The sequence below is a fragment of the Microbacterium alcoholitolerans genome (assembly GCF_050408615.1).
GTDB lineage: Bacteria > Actinomycetota > Actinomycetes > Actinomycetales > Microbacteriaceae > Microbacterium.
Genome location: NZ_JBNTKD010000001.1, coordinates 1,496,976 through 1,514,918 on the forward strand (window position 1 = coordinate 1,496,976; position 17,943 = coordinate 1,514,918).

At 66.3% G+C, this 17,943-nt stretch carries 18 protein-coding genes and 1 tRNA gene; 5 read left to right on the forward strand and 14 right to left on the reverse strand.

The annotated features are described in order from the left end of the window. Nucleotides 1-35 precede the first annotated feature (35 nt). From ACQUSX_RS07140 to ACQUSX_RS07165, 6 genes are all read right to left on the reverse strand, one after another. Nucleotides 36-108: transfer RNA gene (locus tag ACQUSX_RS07140), tRNA-Arg, on the reverse strand. A 73-nt stretch (nucleotides 109-181) separates the two neighbouring features. Continuing rightward, a complete protein-coding gene (locus ACQUSX_RS07145) occupies nucleotides 182-826 on the reverse strand; it encodes an asparagine synthase (protein WP_428906256.1) in 645 nt (214 codons plus the stop codon). A gap of 53 nt (nucleotides 827-879) precedes the next feature. After that, complete coding sequence (locus tag ACQUSX_RS07150) at nucleotides 880-1,539, reverse strand: GntR family transcriptional regulator (protein ID WP_428906257.1); 660 nt, start codon at nucleotides 1,537-1,539, stop codon at nucleotides 880-882. Between the two features lie 83 nt (nucleotides 1,540-1,622). Next, nucleotides 1,623-1,757, reverse strand: a complete 135-nt coding sequence (locus tag ACQUSX_RS07155) for a methionine/alanine import family NSS transporter small subunit (RefSeq protein WP_428906258.1) — start codon at nucleotides 1,755-1,757, stop codon at nucleotides 1,623-1,625. Further along, nucleotides 1,754-3,406 (reverse strand): sodium-dependent transporter, encoded by a 1,653-nt coding sequence (locus ACQUSX_RS07160; RefSeq protein WP_428906259.1) that lies wholly within the window; start codon nucleotides 3,404-3,406, stop codon nucleotides 1,754-1,756. The genes ACQUSX_RS07155 and ACQUSX_RS07160 overlap by 4 nt, the downstream gene beginning before the upstream one ends. 62 nt (nucleotides 3,407-3,468) lie before the next feature. Continuing rightward, nucleotides 3,469-4,488 carry a LacI family DNA-binding transcriptional regulator gene (locus tag ACQUSX_RS07165; protein WP_428907608.1) on the reverse strand — a complete coding sequence of 340 codons (1,020 nt, stop codon included), beginning with the start codon at nucleotides 4,486-4,488 and terminating at the stop codon, nucleotides 3,469-3,471. A gap of 174 nt (nucleotides 4,489-4,662) precedes the next feature. Between ACQUSX_RS07165 and ACQUSX_RS07170 the strand changes: the two genes are divergently transcribed. From ACQUSX_RS07170 to ACQUSX_RS07180, 3 genes are read left to right on the forward strand one after another with little or no spacing between them, the layout of a single operon-like run. After that, nucleotides 4,663-5,028, forward strand: a complete 366-nt coding sequence (locus ACQUSX_RS07170) for an L-rhamnose mutarotase (protein WP_428906260.1) — start codon at nucleotides 4,663-4,665, stop codon at nucleotides 5,026-5,028. A 2-nt stretch (nucleotides 5,029-5,030) separates the two neighbouring features. Continuing rightward, on the forward strand, nucleotides 5,031-6,197 hold the full coding sequence (gene rhaI, locus ACQUSX_RS07175; protein WP_428906261.1) for an L-rhamnose isomerase: 1,167 nt from the start codon (nucleotides 5,031-5,033) through the stop codon (nucleotides 6,195-6,197). A gap of 33 nt (nucleotides 6,198-6,230) precedes the next feature. Beyond that, nucleotides 6,231-7,541 carry an MFS transporter gene (locus ACQUSX_RS07180; RefSeq protein WP_428906262.1) on the forward strand — a complete coding sequence of 437 codons (1,311 nt, stop codon included), beginning with the start codon at nucleotides 6,231-6,233 and terminating at the stop codon, nucleotides 7,539-7,541. 52 nt (nucleotides 7,542-7,593) lie between these two features. On the opposite strand, the gene ACQUSX_RS07185 is transcribed toward ACQUSX_RS07180, so the two are convergent. The 8 genes from ACQUSX_RS07185 to ACQUSX_RS07220 form a co-directional block, all read right to left on the reverse strand. After that, nucleotides 7,594-8,370 carry a class II aldolase/adducin family protein gene (locus tag ACQUSX_RS07185; RefSeq protein WP_428906263.1) on the reverse strand — a complete coding sequence of 259 codons (777 nt, stop codon included), beginning with the start codon at nucleotides 8,368-8,370 and terminating at the stop codon, nucleotides 7,594-7,596. Nucleotides 8,371-8,393: 23 nt separating this feature from the next. Then, a complete protein-coding gene (locus ACQUSX_RS07190; RefSeq protein WP_428906264.1) occupies nucleotides 8,394-9,821 on the reverse strand; it encodes a rhamnulokinase in 1,428 nt (475 codons plus the stop codon). A 5-nt stretch (nucleotides 9,822-9,826) separates the two neighbouring features. Continuing rightward, entirely contained in the window at nucleotides 9,827-10,576 is a 750-nt protein-coding gene (locus ACQUSX_RS07195; RefSeq protein ID WP_428906265.1) for a glutamine amidotransferase, read from the reverse strand. A 15-nt stretch (nucleotides 10,577-10,591) separates the two neighbouring features. After that, entirely contained in the window at nucleotides 10,592-11,155 is a 564-nt protein-coding gene (locus ACQUSX_RS07200) for an RpiB/LacA/LacB family sugar-phosphate isomerase (protein ID WP_428906266.1), read from the reverse strand. Further along, nucleotides 11,152-12,192, reverse strand: a complete 1,041-nt coding sequence (locus ACQUSX_RS07205; protein WP_428906267.1) for an ABC transporter permease — start codon at nucleotides 12,190-12,192, stop codon at nucleotides 11,152-11,154. The genes ACQUSX_RS07200 and ACQUSX_RS07205 overlap by 4 nt, the downstream gene beginning before the upstream one ends. 13 nt (nucleotides 12,193-12,205) lie before the next feature. Further along, nucleotides 12,206-13,219, reverse strand: a complete 1,014-nt coding sequence (locus ACQUSX_RS07210; RefSeq protein WP_428906268.1) for an ABC transporter permease — start codon at nucleotides 13,217-13,219, stop codon at nucleotides 12,206-12,208. A 1-nt stretch (nucleotide 13,220) separates the two neighbouring features. Continuing rightward, on the reverse strand, nucleotides 13,221-14,735 hold the full coding sequence (locus tag ACQUSX_RS07215; RefSeq protein WP_428906269.1) for a sugar ABC transporter ATP-binding protein: 1,515 nt from the start codon (nucleotides 14,733-14,735) through the stop codon (nucleotides 13,221-13,223). Nucleotides 14,736-14,821: 86 nt separating this feature from the next. Continuing rightward, nucleotides 14,822-15,868 (reverse strand): autoinducer 2 ABC transporter substrate-binding protein, encoded by a 1,047-nt coding sequence (locus ACQUSX_RS07220; protein ID WP_428906270.1) that lies wholly within the window; start codon nucleotides 15,866-15,868, stop codon nucleotides 14,822-14,824. Between the two features lie 204 nt (nucleotides 15,869-16,072). On the opposite strand from ACQUSX_RS07220, the gene ACQUSX_RS07225 reads away from it, so the two are divergent. Together ACQUSX_RS07225 and ACQUSX_RS07230 are read left to right on the forward strand one after the other, a co-directional pair. After that, nucleotides 16,073-17,122 carry a LacI family DNA-binding transcriptional regulator gene (locus ACQUSX_RS07225; RefSeq protein WP_428906271.1) on the forward strand — a complete coding sequence of 350 codons (1,050 nt, stop codon included), beginning with the start codon at nucleotides 16,073-16,075 and terminating at the stop codon, nucleotides 17,120-17,122. Between the two features lie 50 nt (nucleotides 17,123-17,172). After that, a complete protein-coding gene (locus ACQUSX_RS07230) occupies nucleotides 17,173-17,934 on the forward strand; it encodes a DeoR/GlpR family DNA-binding transcription regulator (RefSeq protein ID WP_428906272.1) in 762 nt (253 codons plus the stop codon). The last annotated feature ends 9 nt before the right edge of the window (nucleotides 17,935-17,943 follow it).

The following is a 17,943-nucleotide window of genomic DNA, read 5'->3' on the forward strand; positions in this document are numbered from 1 at the left end:
CGCGACGGGGGTTTCAATACTGTCTCAACACAGTGCGCGCCCCGAGGGACTCGAACCCCCAACCTTCTGATCCGTAGTCAGATGCTCTATCCATTGAGCTAGGGGCGCACGGCCCGCTCAGCGGGCCAGGGAACAGCCTACAACAGGTTCCGCCGAGAAGTGAAATCCCGGCGGCCGGCGCTCAGCTGTTGACCGTGCGGGCGTCCCGCCGGTTGCTGCGCTCACTGCGCGAAGAGGTCTTCGCGGCCTCTTTGGCGGCTTCCTTCTCGGCTGCCTTCTCGCGTTTCTTCCGGGCCCTCTGCTGCGACGACAGTGCCTGCAGGTCGACGAGCTTCAGCGCCTGCATCCGCGCGTCCCGCATCGTGTCGTAATCTGGATCCTGATCGGGGCGCATGCCCTCGACGCGCAGGCGCCGGTCGAGGTTGCCGCGCACATCGGCCCAGGCCGCGGCGCGGGCGTCCTCCACGAGGGTCCGCAGCGCATCCGGGTCTTCGGTCATCTTGCGCAGATGGTCAGCGACGCCCACCGACTGCTTGGCACGGCGGCGCAGGTTGCGCACATCTCGATCACGGTAATCGTGCGTGCCGTGCGGGTCGGAGTGACGCCCGCGAGCCCGCTTGCGCAGGCGGGTCAGGAGCTCGGCGGCGTCTTCGGACTCCTGGGCCATCGAGAGCAGCGCTGTGCGCGCGACATCCATGTAGTGCTCGATCTCGAAGGTGCCGCCCCGGGCGATCGTGCCGACCAGGATCTGGTTCTTCACGGTCAGCCGAACAGCCGCCGTGGCGATCGCGACGCCCTCGGCGATAGCATCCGCTGTTCGTCCCACGAGCACCTCCAGAACCGAGCGTACCGGCAGCCACCGACCCGCGTGCAGATGATTCAGTCGAGATTCTCGACGCCCGCTTCCAGTCGCTGCTCGGCAGCCAGCCGGCCCTCGGCGAGATGGGCGGGAATCAGACGCTGCACCCGCGCCACATCTCGCGCGCGCATCGCGTCGAGAATCTCGTGATGAGCGCCCGCCATGTGCCCGAGGTCGTCATGCTGACCGAACAGCCAGCGCAGGCGGGTCACCAGCATCTCGCCGAGCTCGACGAGCATCGCGTTGCCCGACAGGCGCACCGCCGAGAGGTGGAACATCGCGGCGGCATTGCGTGCGGCGTCCGCATCCCCGTTCTCCGCGGCTTCGGCCTCGCGTCGGACAAGGGATTGCAGCTGCGCGATTCCGTCGTCGTCGATCCGCGCCGTCGCGAGCGCGAAGGCGAGCGTCTCCATCGCTTCGCGCACCTCTGCGAAATCCTGCAGGTCCTGCGCGGAGAACTCGCGCACGACCGCCCACGTGCGCGGACGCGCCACCACGACACCCTCGGCGACGAGGACCCTGATCGCCTCGCGCACCGGCAGCCGCGAAACGCGGAGTTCGGCCGCGATATCGCGCTCGACGAGGCGAGAGCCGGGCAGCCGGCGACCGAGCATGATGTCGTTGCGCAGGGCATCGGCGACGCGCACCGACTCCAGCATCGTCGTCCGCTCGATCGCCATAGTCGGATTCAACCACCTGGCGCGGACGTTTACCAGCATCCGGAATACCGCGCCGGGCAGTCGGCCGGCGCGCTCCCGTCAGCTCAGAGCTCGACAGGCGGGGCGGGTTCTGCCTCGGCGACCTCGGGGTGCTTGGCGAGGTTGACGATCGCGGCGATGAGGCCGCCCCAGACGGTGACCATCGCGATGATCATCATGACGACGGCTGTGGTGGTCATGAGCGTGCTCCGTTCTGCGTTTCTCCCGGCACCGCGTATCTCGGCGCTCCTTCTCCCGGCACCGCGACGGTTCCGGTCTCGGTGTCCGGCGCGTAGCTCTCCTCCACGAGGAACTCGTCGTAGTCGGGATCGTCCTTCGCGTGCGAGCGGCGGCTCCACGGCAGCAGCGACAGCAGCATCCCGATCACGATCAGTCCGATCGCCATGCCCCAGCCGAACACCGACAGGAACCAGATCGGATAGCCCTCGTACGGCGTCGTGATCTTGGTGATGATCTCACTCACCAGCAGGTAGCCGAGCACGAGCGGTGCGAGAACCCCCACCAGCAGCATCCAGATGCGACCGATCTTGAAGCTCGAGCGGCGGTTCAGATGCTCGCGCAGCACCGGCAGCTTGAACAGGATCCACGCCACCACGATCACGGCGATCAGGGCGACCGCCATGATCCCGAACGCGTTGACGAAGGCATCCGTCGTATCGAGCACCGCGAGCGCCGTCGTCGTCGAGAACAGCGCGATCGATATCACCGCGATCGGAATCGACACGATCAGCGTGGTGCGCACGCGACCCCAGCCGAGCTTGTCCTGCAGCGCCGCGACCACGACCTCGAGGACCGAGATCAGCGAGGTGATGCCGGCGAACACGAGTGCGCCGAAGAACAGCACGCCGATGATCGATCCGCCGGTGGCCTGCGAGACGATCGTCGGGAAGGCGATGAAGGCGAGACCGATGCCTGACGTCGCGACGCCGGCGACGTCAGTGCTGGCCGCCTGCGCCATGAAGCCGAGCGCCGCGAACACGCCGATCCCGGCGAGGATCTCGAAGCCCGAGTTGGCGAATGCCACCACAAGACCCGAGCCGGTGAGGTCGGTCTTGCGCTTCAGGTACGACGAGTAGGTGACCATGATCCCGAAGGCCACCGACAGCGAGAAGAAGATGTGACCGTACGCGGACGCCCACACGCCCGGGTCTGCGAGTGCCTCCCAGTTCGGCGTGAAGAACGCATTCAGTCCGTCCATCGCGCCGGGCAGGAAGAGCGACTGCACGACGAGGACGGCGAACATGACCGTCAGCAGCGGCATGAGCACCATGTTCGCCGCGCCGATGCCGCGCTTGACGCCGAGGGCCATGATGATGATCACGATCAGCCAGACGCCGATCAGCGGCAGACCTACCTGCGGCACGAACTGCGTGGACACTCCGCCGGCTGCGACGTCGCCCATCTGCAGGAAGTCCGTGAAGAAGAAGTCCTGTTCGTTGCCCGCGCCCCAGGTGAGCTGCGCCGAGAACCAGGTGTACATGCCCGCCCACGCGATGATCACCGCGTAGTAGGTGGCGATCACGACGCAGATGAGCACCTGCCACCAGCCGAGCGGCTCGGCGGCGCGGTGCATGCGCCGGAACGCGAGCGGCGCCGACCCGCGGAAGCGGTGGCCGATCGCATAGTCGAAGAACAGCAGCGGGATGCCAGCTGTCAGCAGCGCGCACAGATACGGGATCAGGAACGCGCCGCCGCCGCCCTCATAGGCCACGTAGGGGAAGCGCCAGATGTTCCCGAGACCGACGGCCGAGCCGATGGCCGACAGGATGAAGACGTTGCGAGACCCGAATGACTCGCGCCGGGGGGCCTGCGTCGTTGCGTTCGCCATGTCGCCGAGGATACCGGAGGGGTGCGGGCGGCATCAGGGCATCGCCGGTCACGGCGACGAGCTCAACCGCTCGCGGTGGATGCCCGCACGACCAACTCGGGTATGAACCTCACCGCGCGCCCGGCGGACTCAGGTTCGGCGATCACCTCCATCAGCAGCTCAACCGCCGCAGCCCCGATTTCGCGCGCCGGCTGGCGGATCGAACTCAACGGCACGACAGCAGTCGAGGCGAAGTCGATGTCGTCGTAGCCGATCAGTGCGATGTCCTCGGGCACGCGAACGCCGCCGAGAATCGACAGCCCCTGCAGCATGCCGACCGCGAGCAGGTCGTTCGCACAGAACACGGCATCCGGCCGACCCGGTTCCGCCCTCGCGGCGAGCTGCTCACCCACCGATCGCCCCTCCAGCACAGTGAGCGAAGGCCTCTCGATCACCTCGAGCCGCGCGCCATCGCACTCGGCGACTGCCCGCCGCGCACCGTCGAGACGGTCGGAGACCTGCCTGACCTCGAGGGATCCGCCGACGAAGGCGAGGCGACGGCGCCCCGTAGCCAGCAGATGCGACGCCGCAAGAAAGCCGCCTTCGATGTCGTCTACCGAAACGGACGGCACCGATCCCGCACCGTCCGCCGGCGCAAGCTCAGCGTCGACGAGCACCACGGGGACGCCGGCCATGCGAAGGCGCTCCAGCCGTGCGGCGTCAGCCTGCACGGGGGTCAGCAGCACGCCGTTGACCCTCTGCTCGCGGAACAGGTCGAGATACGCGGCTTCCCGATCGGCATCCTCATCGCTGCTGCCCACGAGCACCGTGATGCCCTCTGATGCCGCGCGCGCATCCGCGCCGCGGGCGACCTCGGCGAAGAATGGGTTCCCGACGTCGAGCACCACGAGCCCCAGCGACCTGCTGCGCCCGGCGCGCAGCTGCCGGGCTGCGTCGTTGCGCACGAAGCCGAGCTCTTCGATGGCGGCGTGCACGCGCGCGACCGTCGCCGCGGAGACCTTCTCGGGCCTGTTGAGCACGTTCGAGACGGTGCCGACCGAGACGGATGCCGCGACCGCGACATCCCGCACACTCACCGCCACCTGCTGCTCCTGTTCGCCCCGCTGAGCGTGAGTGTACGGCATCCCGGTCACGGACGTCGGCCATGATCGCAGCCCGCGGGATCAGTGGCGAGCTTTGCATCGTCACCGATGTGGGGTTACTCTTGAAACGATTCATCCACCCGTCTCACCCACTCGATGAGGAGCATGTCAACGATGACCGAACCCACTCGCGTCTGCTTCCAGCTGCAGGTTCGCCCCGAGCTCCTCGATGAGTACCTCGCCCGCCACTCGCCGGTCTGGCCCGAGATGCTCGCAGAGATCGCAGCATCCGGCCGGCGCAACTACTCGCTCTTCGTCGGCGACGGCGGACGCCTCATCGGCTACTACGAGACCGATGATGACCCCGCAGCCCAGGCATACCTCGCCGCTTCGGAGGTCGCGACCCGGTGGGAGGCCGAGATGGCCCGCTTCTTCGTCGACCTCGACGGCCGCCCCGATCAGGCGGCGACGCCGTTGACGGAGGTCTTCAACCTCGCGGACCAGCTGTCCGCAGTGCCCACCCCGGCAGAAAGCGAGTGACCATGTCGGTGCTCTCCCCCGAGATCCTCTCCGCACTGGAGAAGCAGTCCATCGAGCTCCCCTCGTGGGCGTTCGGCAACTCCGGGACGCGCTTCCGCGTCTTCGGCACGCCCGGCACCCCCCGCGACCCGTGGGAGAAGATCGCGGATGCCGCTCAGGTGCACAAGTACACCGCGCTCGCCCCGTCGGTCGCGCTGCACATCCCGTGGGACCTCGTCGACTCGTTCGACGACCTGCGCAAGCACGCCGAGGACCTCGGCGTTCAATTGGGCACCATCAACTCGAACACCTTCCAGGACGAGGACTACAAGTTCGGCGCGCTCACGCACGAAGACGTTGCGATCCGCCAGAAGGCGATCGATCACCACCTCGCCTGCATCGATGTGATGGATGCCACCGGCAGCCGTGACCTGAAGATCTGGCTCGCCGAGGGATCGAACTACCCCGGCCAGGCCGACATGCGGGGCCGTCAGGACCGCCTGCACGACTCGCTCGAGAAGATCTATGCCCGCCTGGGCGACGATCAGCGCCTCGTCCTCGAGTACAAGTTCTTCGAGCCGGCGTTCTACCACACCGATGTTCCGGACTGGGGCACGTCCTACGCCCAGGTCAGCGCTCTCGGCGACAAGGCACTCGTGTGCCTGGACACCGGCCACCACGCCCCGGGCACGAACATCGAGTTCATCGTCATGCAGCTGCTGCGCCTGGGTAAGCTCGGCTCGTTCGACTTCAATTCGCGTTTCTACGCCGACGACGACCTGATCGTCGGCGCCGCCGACCCGTTCCAGCTGTTCCGCATCCTGTTCGAGGTCGTCCGCGGAGGCGGACTGAACAACGCCGACGTGGCGTTCATGCTCGACCAGTGCCACAACGTCGAGGACAAGATCCCCGGTCAGATCCGCAGCGTGCTCAACGTTCAGGAGATGACCGCGCGCGCCCTGCTCGTCGACCGCGAGGCGCTCGCGGCTGCGCAGAAGTCCGGCGACGTCCTGACCGCGAACGCGGTGTTCATGGATGCGTTCTCCACCGATGTGCGTCCGGCACTCGCGCAGTGGCGCGAGTCACGGGGACTTCCCGCCGACCCGATGGCCGCGTACGCGGCATCCGGCTACCAGCAGAAGATCGCCGCCGACCGCGTCGGCGGCACGCAGGCCGGCTGGGGCGCCTGACCCTTTTCCCACTCTCCAACGAAGGAAGACTGCATGACCGCGCAGAAGCGGACCCTCACTGCCTGGAAGGCGACGATCGCCGTCGCCATGTCGAACTACATCGAAGCCGGTGCCATCATCGCGCTCGCCACGAGCCTGACGCTGTGGCAGGGAGCCTTCGGCTTCGACGACGGAATGGTCGGCGTGATCGCCGCCCTGTCCGCCAACGCGTTCGGAGCCGCGATCGGCGCCGCCATCGGCGGTCCGCTCTGCGACCGCCTCGGTCGCAAGTTCATCTACACCTACGATCTGATCCTGTTCATGATCGGTGCACTGCTGGTGACGTTCTCGCCGGGGCTGGTCATGCTGCTCATCGGCGTGGTGCTGATGGGCATCGCGGTCGGCGCGGGCGTTCCCGCGTCGTGGACGTACATCGCCGAGGAGGCACCGAGCGAGCAGCGCGCCGCCCACGTCGGCACCGCGCAGCTGGCCTGGTCGATCGGACCGGCCGTCGGCTTCCTGCTGGCCGTCGTCGTCGGACCGCTCGGGGTGATGGGCTCGCGGCTCATCTTCTTCCACCTGTTCATCATCGCCGCGGTCACCTGGTGGGTGCGCCGCGGCCTCCCGGAGTCGTCGCGCTGGAAGGCCGACCGCGAGGCCGAGATCGCCTCGGGCAAGCGCCCCTCGTTCTTCTCCGGCATCTCGGGTCTGCTCAAGCAGCCCAAGAACTGGGGCGCGCTCGCCTTCCTGCTCGGCGTCTACGGCCTGTGGAACACCGTCGCCGGTCAGGCCGGCATCTTCCAGCCGCGGGTGTACGACGCCGCCGGCGTGCACGATCCGATGCAGCAGAACCTGCTGCAGGTGCTCGTGTGGTCGCTGACCGCTCTGGCCACTTACTTCGGCTTCATGCGCTACGGCGATCGCGTCAAGCGCCGCTGGCTGTACTTCGGCGGCGCCGCGCTCGGCATCGTCGGCTGGGCCGTGCTCATCTACGCCCCTCCCGGGCTGTTCTCGCTGCTGTTCTTCGCGATCGCGTGGGGCATCTCGGCCGGTCTCGGTGCCCAGGCCTTCTACGGTCTGTGGACTGCTGAGCTGTTCGCGACCCGCTACCGCGCCAGCGCGCAGGGCGTGCTGTTCATGCTCGCCCGCGTCATGGTCGGCCTGCTCAGCCTCGTCTTCCCGGTGCTGCTGAACTCGCTCGGCCTGCCCGGCCTCGGCGTCATCATCATCGGACTGCTCGTGGCCGCACTGCTCATCGGCACCATCTGGGCACCCAAGACCGAGGGCAAGTCGCTCGACGAGATCGAGGCCGAGCGCTACGGCAACCAGACACCCGTCAGCACCGAGCTGCCCGCCAACCTCTGACCCACGCGCGACTCAAGGGGCCTCAGCCAGAGATATCTGGCTGAGGCCACTCTCACTTCTGCGTGCCTGCCAGGTTCGCCCGCCGCTCGCGGAAGTCCGCTCGATCGAAGTATTCCGCGGTCGTAGCCGCATCCAGTGTCGCGACGCCGCCCGCCAGACGAGCCCCCAGTCGCACCCGCGCACTCTTGACCGCCATCAGCGAGATCGCCTCGGCTCCTGCCGCAGAGTCGGACATCGCCACGATGCCGTGGTTGCCCAGCAGCACGAGTGAGGGGATCTCCTCATGCTGCTCGACGTACCGATCAAGATGCTCGAGGAAGACCCGCCCGAGCTTCAATCCCGGCTCCGCATACGGCACGAACAGGCTGCGACCGAGGATCATGTACTCCTCCGAGTACACCGGGTCGGCGAACGCCACGTCGGCCTCGGCGCTCGACAGCAGCGCCACCACGTCAGTGGGATGCGTGTGGGCGACGTAGCGTACCGGCATGTGGGCCCGTGCCGCCGCGTGTACGAGCGACTCGATCGAAGCACGGACGGTCGTCCCATCACCGCTGACGGCGGTCAGCGCAGCGGTGAGATCGTCCTGCGTCGCCGCGGGATCGCGGATGATCGCGAGCAGCGGTTCCACGTCAGCCACGACGAAGGTGTCGACCGAGGCCTGTTCCATCGACGAACCGGAGGTCTTGACGGCGAAGACCCCCTCGGCGACCAACTCGCTCGTGTTGCCTTCCGCGAGGATCACGAGATCGCGCTCGGGACGGCCGAGGCGGCGGGTCAGGTCGATCAGCTCGTCGCTGACGAGGTCGGGCTGGATGCGTGCGGTCATGGCTTCTTTCTCTCGTGAGATGGTCATCGCGGGTCGTGCCGTCGGGGCACGTGAGTACGGCGCACCAGTTGCCGCAGATCGTCGAGCGTGCCGTCGACCAGGCCCACTGTGCGCGCCTGGATGAGGATGTTGCCCAGAGCGGTCGCCTCCACCGGACCGGCGAACACGGTCAGGCCGGAGCGATCGGCGATTCGCTGGCACAGCAGCTCGTTCTGCGACCCGCCTCCGACGATGTTGATCTGGCGCAGTGTCGTCCCCGCCAGCCGCGCGGCGTGCCGGGTGGCGTCGGCGAATGCGGCCGCAAGGGACTCGACGATGCACCGGACGACCTCGGCCGGATTCTGCGGCGCGACCAGTCCGCGCTCCCGGCACCATCCCGCGACACGCTCCGGCATGTCCCCCGGGGTGGCGAAACGCGGATCGTCGACGTCGACGACGGGCATCTCGGTGGTGACCTCGGCGGCGGCGCGGAGCAGTTCCGACAGTTCAGTGCCGATGCCGGCGGCATGCCAGGATCGGATGCTCTCGCTCAGCATCCACAGCCCCATCGCGTTGCGCATGAACAGGTACCGTCCGTCGACACCCGACTCGTTGGTGAAGCCGGCGGTGCGCGCATCTTCCGTGAGCACCGGGGCATCCCGTTCGATGCCGACGAGCCCCCACGTTCCACAGGAGATGTAGGCGGCGCCGTGCGTCGGCATCGGTGTCGCGACGACAGCGGATGCCGTATCGTGCGCGCCCACCGCGAGCACCTGCACGCCCGTCGCGCCGACGCCGATCGACTCGGCGACGTCCATGCGCAGCGAGCCGATCGACGTGCCGGGCAACACGATCTCGGGCAGGATGCCGGCCGGCGCCGCAGAGGCTGCGACGAGGGCATCGTCCCAGTCTCCCGTGCGCGCGTTCATGAGCCCGGTGGTCGAGGCCATCGTGCGTTCCGCGACGTGCTCCCCGCTGAGCCAGTAGGAGAACAGGTCAGGCATCAGCAGCGCTCGATCGGCGCCATCGAACCCGCCTTCCGCGGCGTCCGCCGCGAACTGATAGATCGTGTTGATTGGCAGGATCTGCGTGCCGGCTCGCGCGTACTGCTCCGCGGCAGACATCCGGTGATGCACCCGCTCGACGACGTCCGCCGTGCGCTCGTCGCGGTAGTGCGCGGGCGTCGACAGCATCCGCCCGCCGCGGAGGATGCCGTAGTCGACCCCCCAGGTGTCCGCCGCCACCGACAGCAGCCGGCTCGTGGATCTGCCGGCCGCGGCAAGCCCGTCGAGCGCCCCTTGCCAGAGCGAGAGCACATTCCAGTGCAGCCGACCCGCCACACGCACGGGCTCGTTGGCGAAGCGGGCGAACTGCTGCATCGTCAGCTCATCCGCGCCGACGTGACCGACGATCACCCGTCCGCTGGTGGCGCCGAAGTCGAGAGCCGCGACGTGACCAGCGATTCTCGGCACCGCCCTCACTCGACCTCTCTGCTCAGCCACCCGATGAGCCGCTGCCAGAGCGGAGCGAACCCCTCCCAGGCAAGGAACTCCGGCGGCAGCCAGTGCGGACCCATATCGCTGGCGAACGCACCGACACGGCCCGCGCCCTGCTCATCGACGACGAGCAGCGGATACCCGCTGACCTCGACGAGCACCTCCGCGTCGGCACGCGCCGTCAATCGATGGTGCCCGAGGATGGCCGGCCAGTCGGTCGCCAGCTCGCGCGTGATGGCATGGTCTGCAACCATGCGGGGGAAAACTCCCTGCGGGGTCTCCTCGCGATCGTCGCCGATCTCCATCTCGACGGGCAGCACATCGGCGAGGGGCGTGTTGCGATAGTTCGCCTTCCCTTCGATGCCCTGGAACGTGAGGTACCCGCCGACCATCAGCAGTGCGCCACCGGCGCGGGTCCAATCCGCGAGCACCTGCAGTCGGTTGGGCATCCGCTCACCACGGACGAACACGCTGTCGGGGAGCAGCAGCGTGTTCGCGCCGATATCGCTCAGCACGACCACGTCATAGGCTGCGAGCGCCTCGGCATCCGTCGGGAACTTCACGGCGGCGACATGATTGGGCATGAAGTCGACCGTGTGCCCGCCCGCCTCTGCCGCGGCGATGAAGTCCGCGGCCCCCTCCCCGTAGGAAGAGGTCGTGAAGGTGTCGAACCCCTTGGTGTGGATCGTGGTCGTCGCCCAGGACTCCCCCGCCAGCAGGATCTTCGCCATTTCAGCTCCGTTCTCTCAGAAGGCCAGGCCGCGCGGCTCGTCGCCGAGCACTGCCTCGCCCGGGTTCACGACCTCGAATCCGTTGTCGCGATACGCGCCGTAATCGAAGTTCTCGCATTCGTCGAATCCGATCCGGTGGTAGTCGGCGAAGCCGTCCCAGTCCTCGTAGCCATCGCCGAATTCGTGATCGAGGAACGCGTCAGCCATCGCCTTGCCCAACCGGGGCGCGATGTAGAAGGCTCCCATCGCGAGCAGGTTGCAGTTGTTCGCCGTGGTCGCCCGGAGGGCCGACGGCACGGACTCGCACACTGCGGCGTGCACGTGCGGCACCTTGCTCGCGGCCACGTGGATGCCCATTCCCGAGCCGCAGAACGCGAGGGCCTTCTCGAACCGGCGCTCGGCGATCTGCGCGCCGAGCATGAAGCCGACGCGGTGATACATCGGTGCGTCCTCTTGCGACGGAGTCAGGTCGTGGACGGTCCACCCGCGCTCCTGCAGGTGCTCCTTGACCGCCTCCTTCAGCGGATAGCCTGCGAAATCAGCGCCGACGACGACGTGGCGATCTCTGGTCAGCTTCATGATGCTCTCCCTTTCCAGCGGAGTAGTCGAGTGAGGTTGCCGCGCTTGTCCCATTGGTTCACGACGATGACCAGCAGCAGCACTCCACCCCAGATGAGGGGACGGTAGAAGTTGCTGATGTTCGGGAAGGTGTTCAGCAGCGACGACAGCACCTGCAGCACGACCACCGCGAGGACGACGCCGGACAGGCGCCCCGAACCGCCGTAGGGGTTGACCCCGCCGAGCACCACGATCAGCACAGCCAGCAGCGTGTACGTCGACCCGTAGTCCGCCTTCGCGGAGTTGTAGTTGGCGAGCATCACCAGGCCGGCGAGCGACGCGTATACACCCGAGATCATGTAGGTGCGGATGATGAGGCTGGTCGTCTTCAGGCCGCTGAACTGAGCGGCGGTCTCGTTGGAGCCGAGCATGTAGAGCTTCGTTCCGAACGCGGTCTTGTACATGATCAGGCCGATCACGACAGTGGCGATGACGAAGATGATCAGTGGCATCGGGATGCCGACGACCCGGCTCGCCATCACTTGGGCGTACTCAGGCGGGAGTCCGCTGGTCGGCTTTCCACCGCTGACGATGACGGCGATGCCGGTGAACAGCTCGAACGTTCCCAGCGTCACCAGGATCGCGGGGATGCGCACTTTGGCCACCAGGATGCCGTTCAGGATGCCCGCCGCAGCGCCCACCACGAGCGAGAACAGGATCGCGGCGACCAGTGCCAGCTGCCCGCTGCCCTGATCGGATCCCGCCGGTGCGATCTGCAGCATGAGCAGCGCACTCCCGATCGCCGTCATGTTCGCGATGCCGACCACCGACAGGTCGATACCGCCGATGATCATGGTCACCATCACCCCGAGCGCCATCAGGCCGAACTCGGGGAATTGGATGGCCATCGACTGCCAGGTGGCCGCACCGAAGAAGTTCTTCGGCTTCATGATGGCGAAGAAGATGAGCAGCAGTACGAGAATGCCGGCGAGCCGAACCACGTGCTGGTCGCGCAGGATGGGCAGTCGAGGACGTCGTGTCTGTGTCGTATCGAACATCGTCCGGTCCCTTCTAGACCAGTGCCGCGGTGCGTCGGCGGGCACGTCTGGTGAGTTGGATTGCCGAGATGCCGGTCCCGATGATGATGAGCATGCCCAGAGCGAACCCCTGCCAGAAGGTGGGCACACCGACGAGGATCATGCTGTTCTGAACGATGACGATCAGCACGGTGCCGAGCATGGCGCCGGTCAGAGTGCCGGTACCGCCGGTGATCGCGGTGCCGCCGAGCACGACCGCCGCGATCACCATCAGCTCCATTCCGAGCAGGTTGGTGGGATGCATCTGCCCCATGCCGCTGGTGCGGATCAGACCGGCGATCGCTGAGATGACGCCGACGGCGACGTAAAGCCAGAACTTCGTGCGACGCACATTGAATCCGGCCCGCGAGGCTGCGCTCTCGTCGCCACCGATCGCGTAGATCCCCCGACCGAAGGTGGTGTACTTCAGCACGACGAACGCGATGGCGACGACCACGATCAACAGCAGGAACGAGACCGGCATGCTCGAGGTGAGCCCGGACTTCGGATTGGTCGCGACGAACAGGGTGCTGCGTCCGAACTCGGCCATCGCCGGCGGGATGTTCGGGATCTGCACCGAACCGAGGGCGCCCTGCATGATTCCCGAGAAGACGCTGGCCGTACCCAGTGTGATGATCAGCACCGGCACTGCGTAGCGAGCGGCGAAGAACCCGTTGAACGCTCCGAGAACCGCGCCGAACGCGATGGCCAGCACAAGCGGAGGCCAGATGCCGCCCTCCCACTCGGCATCCACGAGCAAACGCGTCGTGGCATACACCGCCAGCGAAGCCAGCGCGGGGAAGGACACGTCGATGCCGCCGGAGACGAGCACCATGAACGCGCCCACCGCGAAGATGCCGGGTACGACCATCGCATTGGCGAGGTCGACGAGGTTGTTCGCAGTGAAGAACTGGCCGCTGCGCGCCTGAATGATCAGGCTCAGCGCGACGATGACGAGCAGAACGTAGAACTCGTTGGCTCGGACGATCCTGTGCAGGTATGACCGCATCTCAGTCCTCCTCCTTTCGGGTGGTCATGTCCTCGGACATCAGCGCCGCCAGTTCCGCTTCGCTTGTCGTTTCGGGATCGATCTCTGTGACTATGCGCCCGGCGTTCATCACGAGCACTCGGTTGCAGTTCTGCAGCACCTCGGGGATGTCATCGGAGATGATGATGACCGCAAGTCCTTCGGTGGCCAGGTCTCGGAGCACCCGATGGATATCGTGCTTCGATCCGATGTCGACGCCCACGGTCGGTCCGTTGAGGATCAGGACCCGAGGGTTGGTCGCGAGCCACTTCGCCAGCACGATGCGCTGCTGGTTTCCGCCCGACAGGGTGTTCACGGCGTTCTCGGGATCCGGCGTCGCGATACGCAGTCGGTCGACCCACCGCTGGGCCTCAGCATCTGCCTTCTTCTGATCCAGCGCGCCCAGAGATGAGACGAACGAGTCGATCTCGGATATGACGATGTTGGAGCTGATCGAGCGCTCCAGGAAAAGCCCTTCGGTGAGACGGTCCTCTGGCACATAGCCGATGCGATGTCCGATGGCATCGCGCACCGTCTTCAGCTTCACGGGTGCGCCTTCGATGCGCATCTCGCCCGAGTCGGCCTTGAGCGCGCCGAACAGGGAGAGCGCCAACTCGGTTCGTCCCGAGCCCAGCAGGCCCGTGATGCCAAGGATCTCTCCGGCGCGCAGCGACAGGTTGACGTCGGCGAACGCTCCATGCGCCGAAAGGTCTCGGACTTCGAGCACGGGCTGGGATGATTCCAATTCCGGTGTGAAGCGGGCATCGTCGAATTCGCGCCCCGTCATGTAGAAGGAGAACTTCTTGTGATCCAGCTCCTCGGGCAGGCAGGTGATCACGTGCTTCCCATTGCGGATGATGGTGAACTTCTCGCTGATCTCGAACACCTCCTCCAGCTTGTGGCTGACAAAGAGGGTCGCGATGCCTCGGGACTTCAGGTCGAGGATGATCGCGAACAGAGCGTTCACCTCGCGCTTGGTCAGCGCCGTGGTCGGCTCATCCATGATGATCAGCCGCGCATCGCTCATGAGTGCACGGGCGATGGCGATCAGCTGTTTCTGCGCCACTGACAGGGTGCCCACGATCGCGTCGAGATCGATGTCGACGTTGATCTTCGCGAGTGCCTGCGCGGCGACCTTGCGCATGCGACGCCAGCTCACGAACGGACGCCGGCCGGAGAGCTCGGCCGGGAGAGCGAGGTTCTCCATCACGGTGAGATTCGGGAAGACGGAGAAGTCCTGGTAGATCACCTGCACGCCGTGCGCGATGGCGGTGCGCGGATTGAGCTTCGTGAACGGCTCGCCACCGAGCTCGACGACGCCCGAATCCTGTGAGTGCACGCCGGAGATGACCTTGATGAGCGTTGACTTCCCGCTGCCGTTCTCACCGGCCAGGCAGTGGATCTCGCCAGGTGCGATCTCCAGCGAGATGTCATCCAGCGCCTGCACTCCGGCGAAGGCCTTGCTGACGCCTCGTACGGCGATGACGTTCTCCACCATCGGCGCGTCCTTTCTAACTGGGTTCTGCGAGTCAGCCGAACGATCGCCGGGGCGGAGCGTGTCCGCCCCGGCGATCGCCCTGCGGCTCAGAAGCCGAAGCTGTCGACGTTTTCCTTGTTGATGACGATCCACCCGTCGCCCTCGAGGACCTTGTCGCTGCCTTCGGCGAACTTCATGTCCTCATAGCCCTTGATGCCGAGGTCGACACCGTCGGAGATGTCCTCGCCGTCCAGGATCTTCGTGGCTAGCGCGGCCAGCGCGTATCCGGCATCCGCGGGGTCCCACAGGGTCAGGCTCTGCACGAGACCCTTGTCGAGGATGCCCTTGTTGGCCTCCGGCATACCGGTGCCTGTCACGAAGACCTTCCCGGTGAGGCCGAGTTCCTCGATCGCACGGGCGACGCCGGGAGCGTCGAACGACGAGGTGCCGACGATGCCCTTGATCTCGGGGTACTTCTTCAGCACCTCCTTGGCGACCTGGTAGGCCACTTCTCCGTCATCCTGGGATTCGACCCGCGGTTCTGCAGCGAGAAGCGTCATGTCGGGGTACTCCTCGTCGGCCCTCGCGACGGCTCCGTCGGCCCACTCATTGTGCGATGCGTTCGTGACGTGTCCGACCATGGTGGTGTAAACGCCCTCTTCGCCCATCGCCTCGGCGAGATTGTCCATGATGAACCCGCCGTAGTCGCTGTTGTTGAACGCCTCGATGTCGTACATCGTGTTCTGCTGGCTGGCGCCTTCGTGCGTGACGACGACGATTCCAGCGTCCATCGCCTGCTTGAGCACGGTCTCAAGCGCACCCGGATCGACCGGGACGACGCCGATGGCGTCGACACCCTGCGCAATCAGGTCCTGGATGACCTGCGCCTGCATTGTGGCGTCGGTCTCAGCGGGGCCCTTCTGGTACACCTCCATCCCGGTGTCGGCGGCGTACTGCTTGACGCCCTCCTCCATGCGCACGAACCACGGGTTCGTGGAATCCTTCGGAACGATGGCGATGGTGTAATCACCATCGCCCTTCGCTCCGTCGGAGCCTGGTCCGGCGGCTTCGCCACCGGGGGTGCACGCTGCGAGGCCCAGCGTCAGCACTGCGGCCAGACCGACGGCGAGGCCGGTAAAGCGTCGTTGCTTCATGTTCGTCTCCTTGATGCGACTACGGATCGGGATGGGGCGACGCTGGACAGGGATTCCCGCGCCGCTGCGTGATATAAACACTTTTGAAGCGCTTCAGTTTCTGAAGCGCTTCAAAAGGTACCGGGTCGCCGACGTTCTCGCAAGAGAGCACCCTGCGCGGCCGTAAAGTGAGCAGGCAGCAGTGTCATCGAAAGGGGGCGAGCCATGGCGGGCAATACGCCGGCCCACCGCGGTCCAGTGCGACTGCGCGACGTGGCCGAACTCGCCGGGGTGGCCACCGGTACGGTCTCGAACACCATCAACCACCCCGAGCGCGTGCACCCTCGTACTCGCAAGGTCGTGGAAGAGGCCATTCACACGCTGGGCTTCGTTCCCAACCAGCAGGCGCGCGTGCTGACGGGCGCCGCCAGCAGCGTCATCGGACTCGTCGTGCTCGACGTCGAAAGCCCCTTCTACATGGAGACGGCGCACGCGCTCGAACGGGCGGTGCGCGAGTCGGATCACGTCGTCATGCTCTGCAACTCCGAGGGAGATCTCGAGCGGGAGTCGGCTCTGCTCACGATGCTCGCCGCACAGCGCGTGCGCGGGGCGCTCCTCGCGCCGGCGACACCCGACCCGGACTCCGATCGCTACGTCAATCTGCCCGGCGACCTCCCGGTGGTCCTGCTCGACTTCGAAGGCGGGGAACAGCACTGCTCAGTCACCGTCGACAACTTCAGCGGCGGCGCGCTCGCCGTGCAACACCTGCTTGAACTCGGCCACCGGAAGATCGCCTTCCTCGGAGGGTCCCCTGACCTGCGTCAGTTCACGCAGCGCGCCGCCGGCGCCCGCCAGGCCATGATCGACGTCGGGCTCGACCCGGACGAGCAGCTGACCGAGATCAGCGTCTCCGGCATCGGCATTCGCGACGGTCAGCGTGCAGCGGATCTCCTGCTGGAAGCGGGGGTGCCCGATGCCATTTTCTGCGGTAACGACATGCTGGCTTTCGGTGCGTACCGCGCCCTCGCGGCAGCCGGCCTGACGGTTCCCGACGATGTTGCTCTCGTCGGCTACGACGACATCGAATTCGCCAGGGACTGGGTCGTGCCGCTGACCTCCATTCGGCAGCCCATCGATGAACTCGGGCACATCGCGGCCCAACTGCTGCTGGAGCACTCCGCGGGCGATGCGTCACACGTTCATCGCCGGGTCGTGCTCGAACCCGAGCTGGTCGTCCGCCTTTCCACGGACCGGAGGACCGACTCGCACCGCTGAACGCGAGATATCCTGTGCGAAGTCACACGATCGATCACGGAAGGCACCCGATGGCGACGAACAGCACCATCCGCGGCGAAGAGCGCCGCACCTCGATCCTCGCCGCAGTGAACCGCGAGGGTGCCGCGCAGATCGACGCACTGGCCAGGGAGCTCGGAGTGTCCGAGATGACCGTGCGGCGAGATCTGGATGATCTTGAAGCCGAGGGACTGCTGCGGAGAGTTCGCGGCGGCGCGCTGTCCATCGACGGACCACGCCCGTTCCGCGAACGCCGCACCGTGCGCACGCGCGCGAAACAGGCGATCGCTGCGAAAGCCGCAGCCCTGCTGCCTGCGAGCGGAGCCATCGCGATGGATGCCTCCAGCACCGTGGCAGCGCTCGCTCCCGACCTGAACACGCACTCGAATCTCATGATCGCAACGAACTCATGGGAGAGCTTCAGCGTGCTGCGCACCGGTCAGGGGCTCACGCCCGTGCTGGTAGGTGGAGAGCTCGAGGCCCAGACGGGGAGCTTCGTGGGAAAGCTCGCCTGCGAGGCCGCCGAATCCATGCTGTACCAGCGCTTCTTCACTTCAGCGAGCGCCGTTGACGCGAGCCATGGCAGTTCTGAGATCTCGCTGGCTGAGAGTCAGGTCAAGCGGTGCTTCGCTCGCAACAGCCGTCAGATCATTCTGTGCGTCGACTCCTCGAAGCTGGATGCGATCGCTGCGTCACTGTCTTTCACACTCCCAGAAGTGCACGTGATGATCACGGAACTCGACCCTGCCGATCGCCGGCTTGACCGGTACCGAGACTCCGTCGACATTCGCTGACACTTGCAT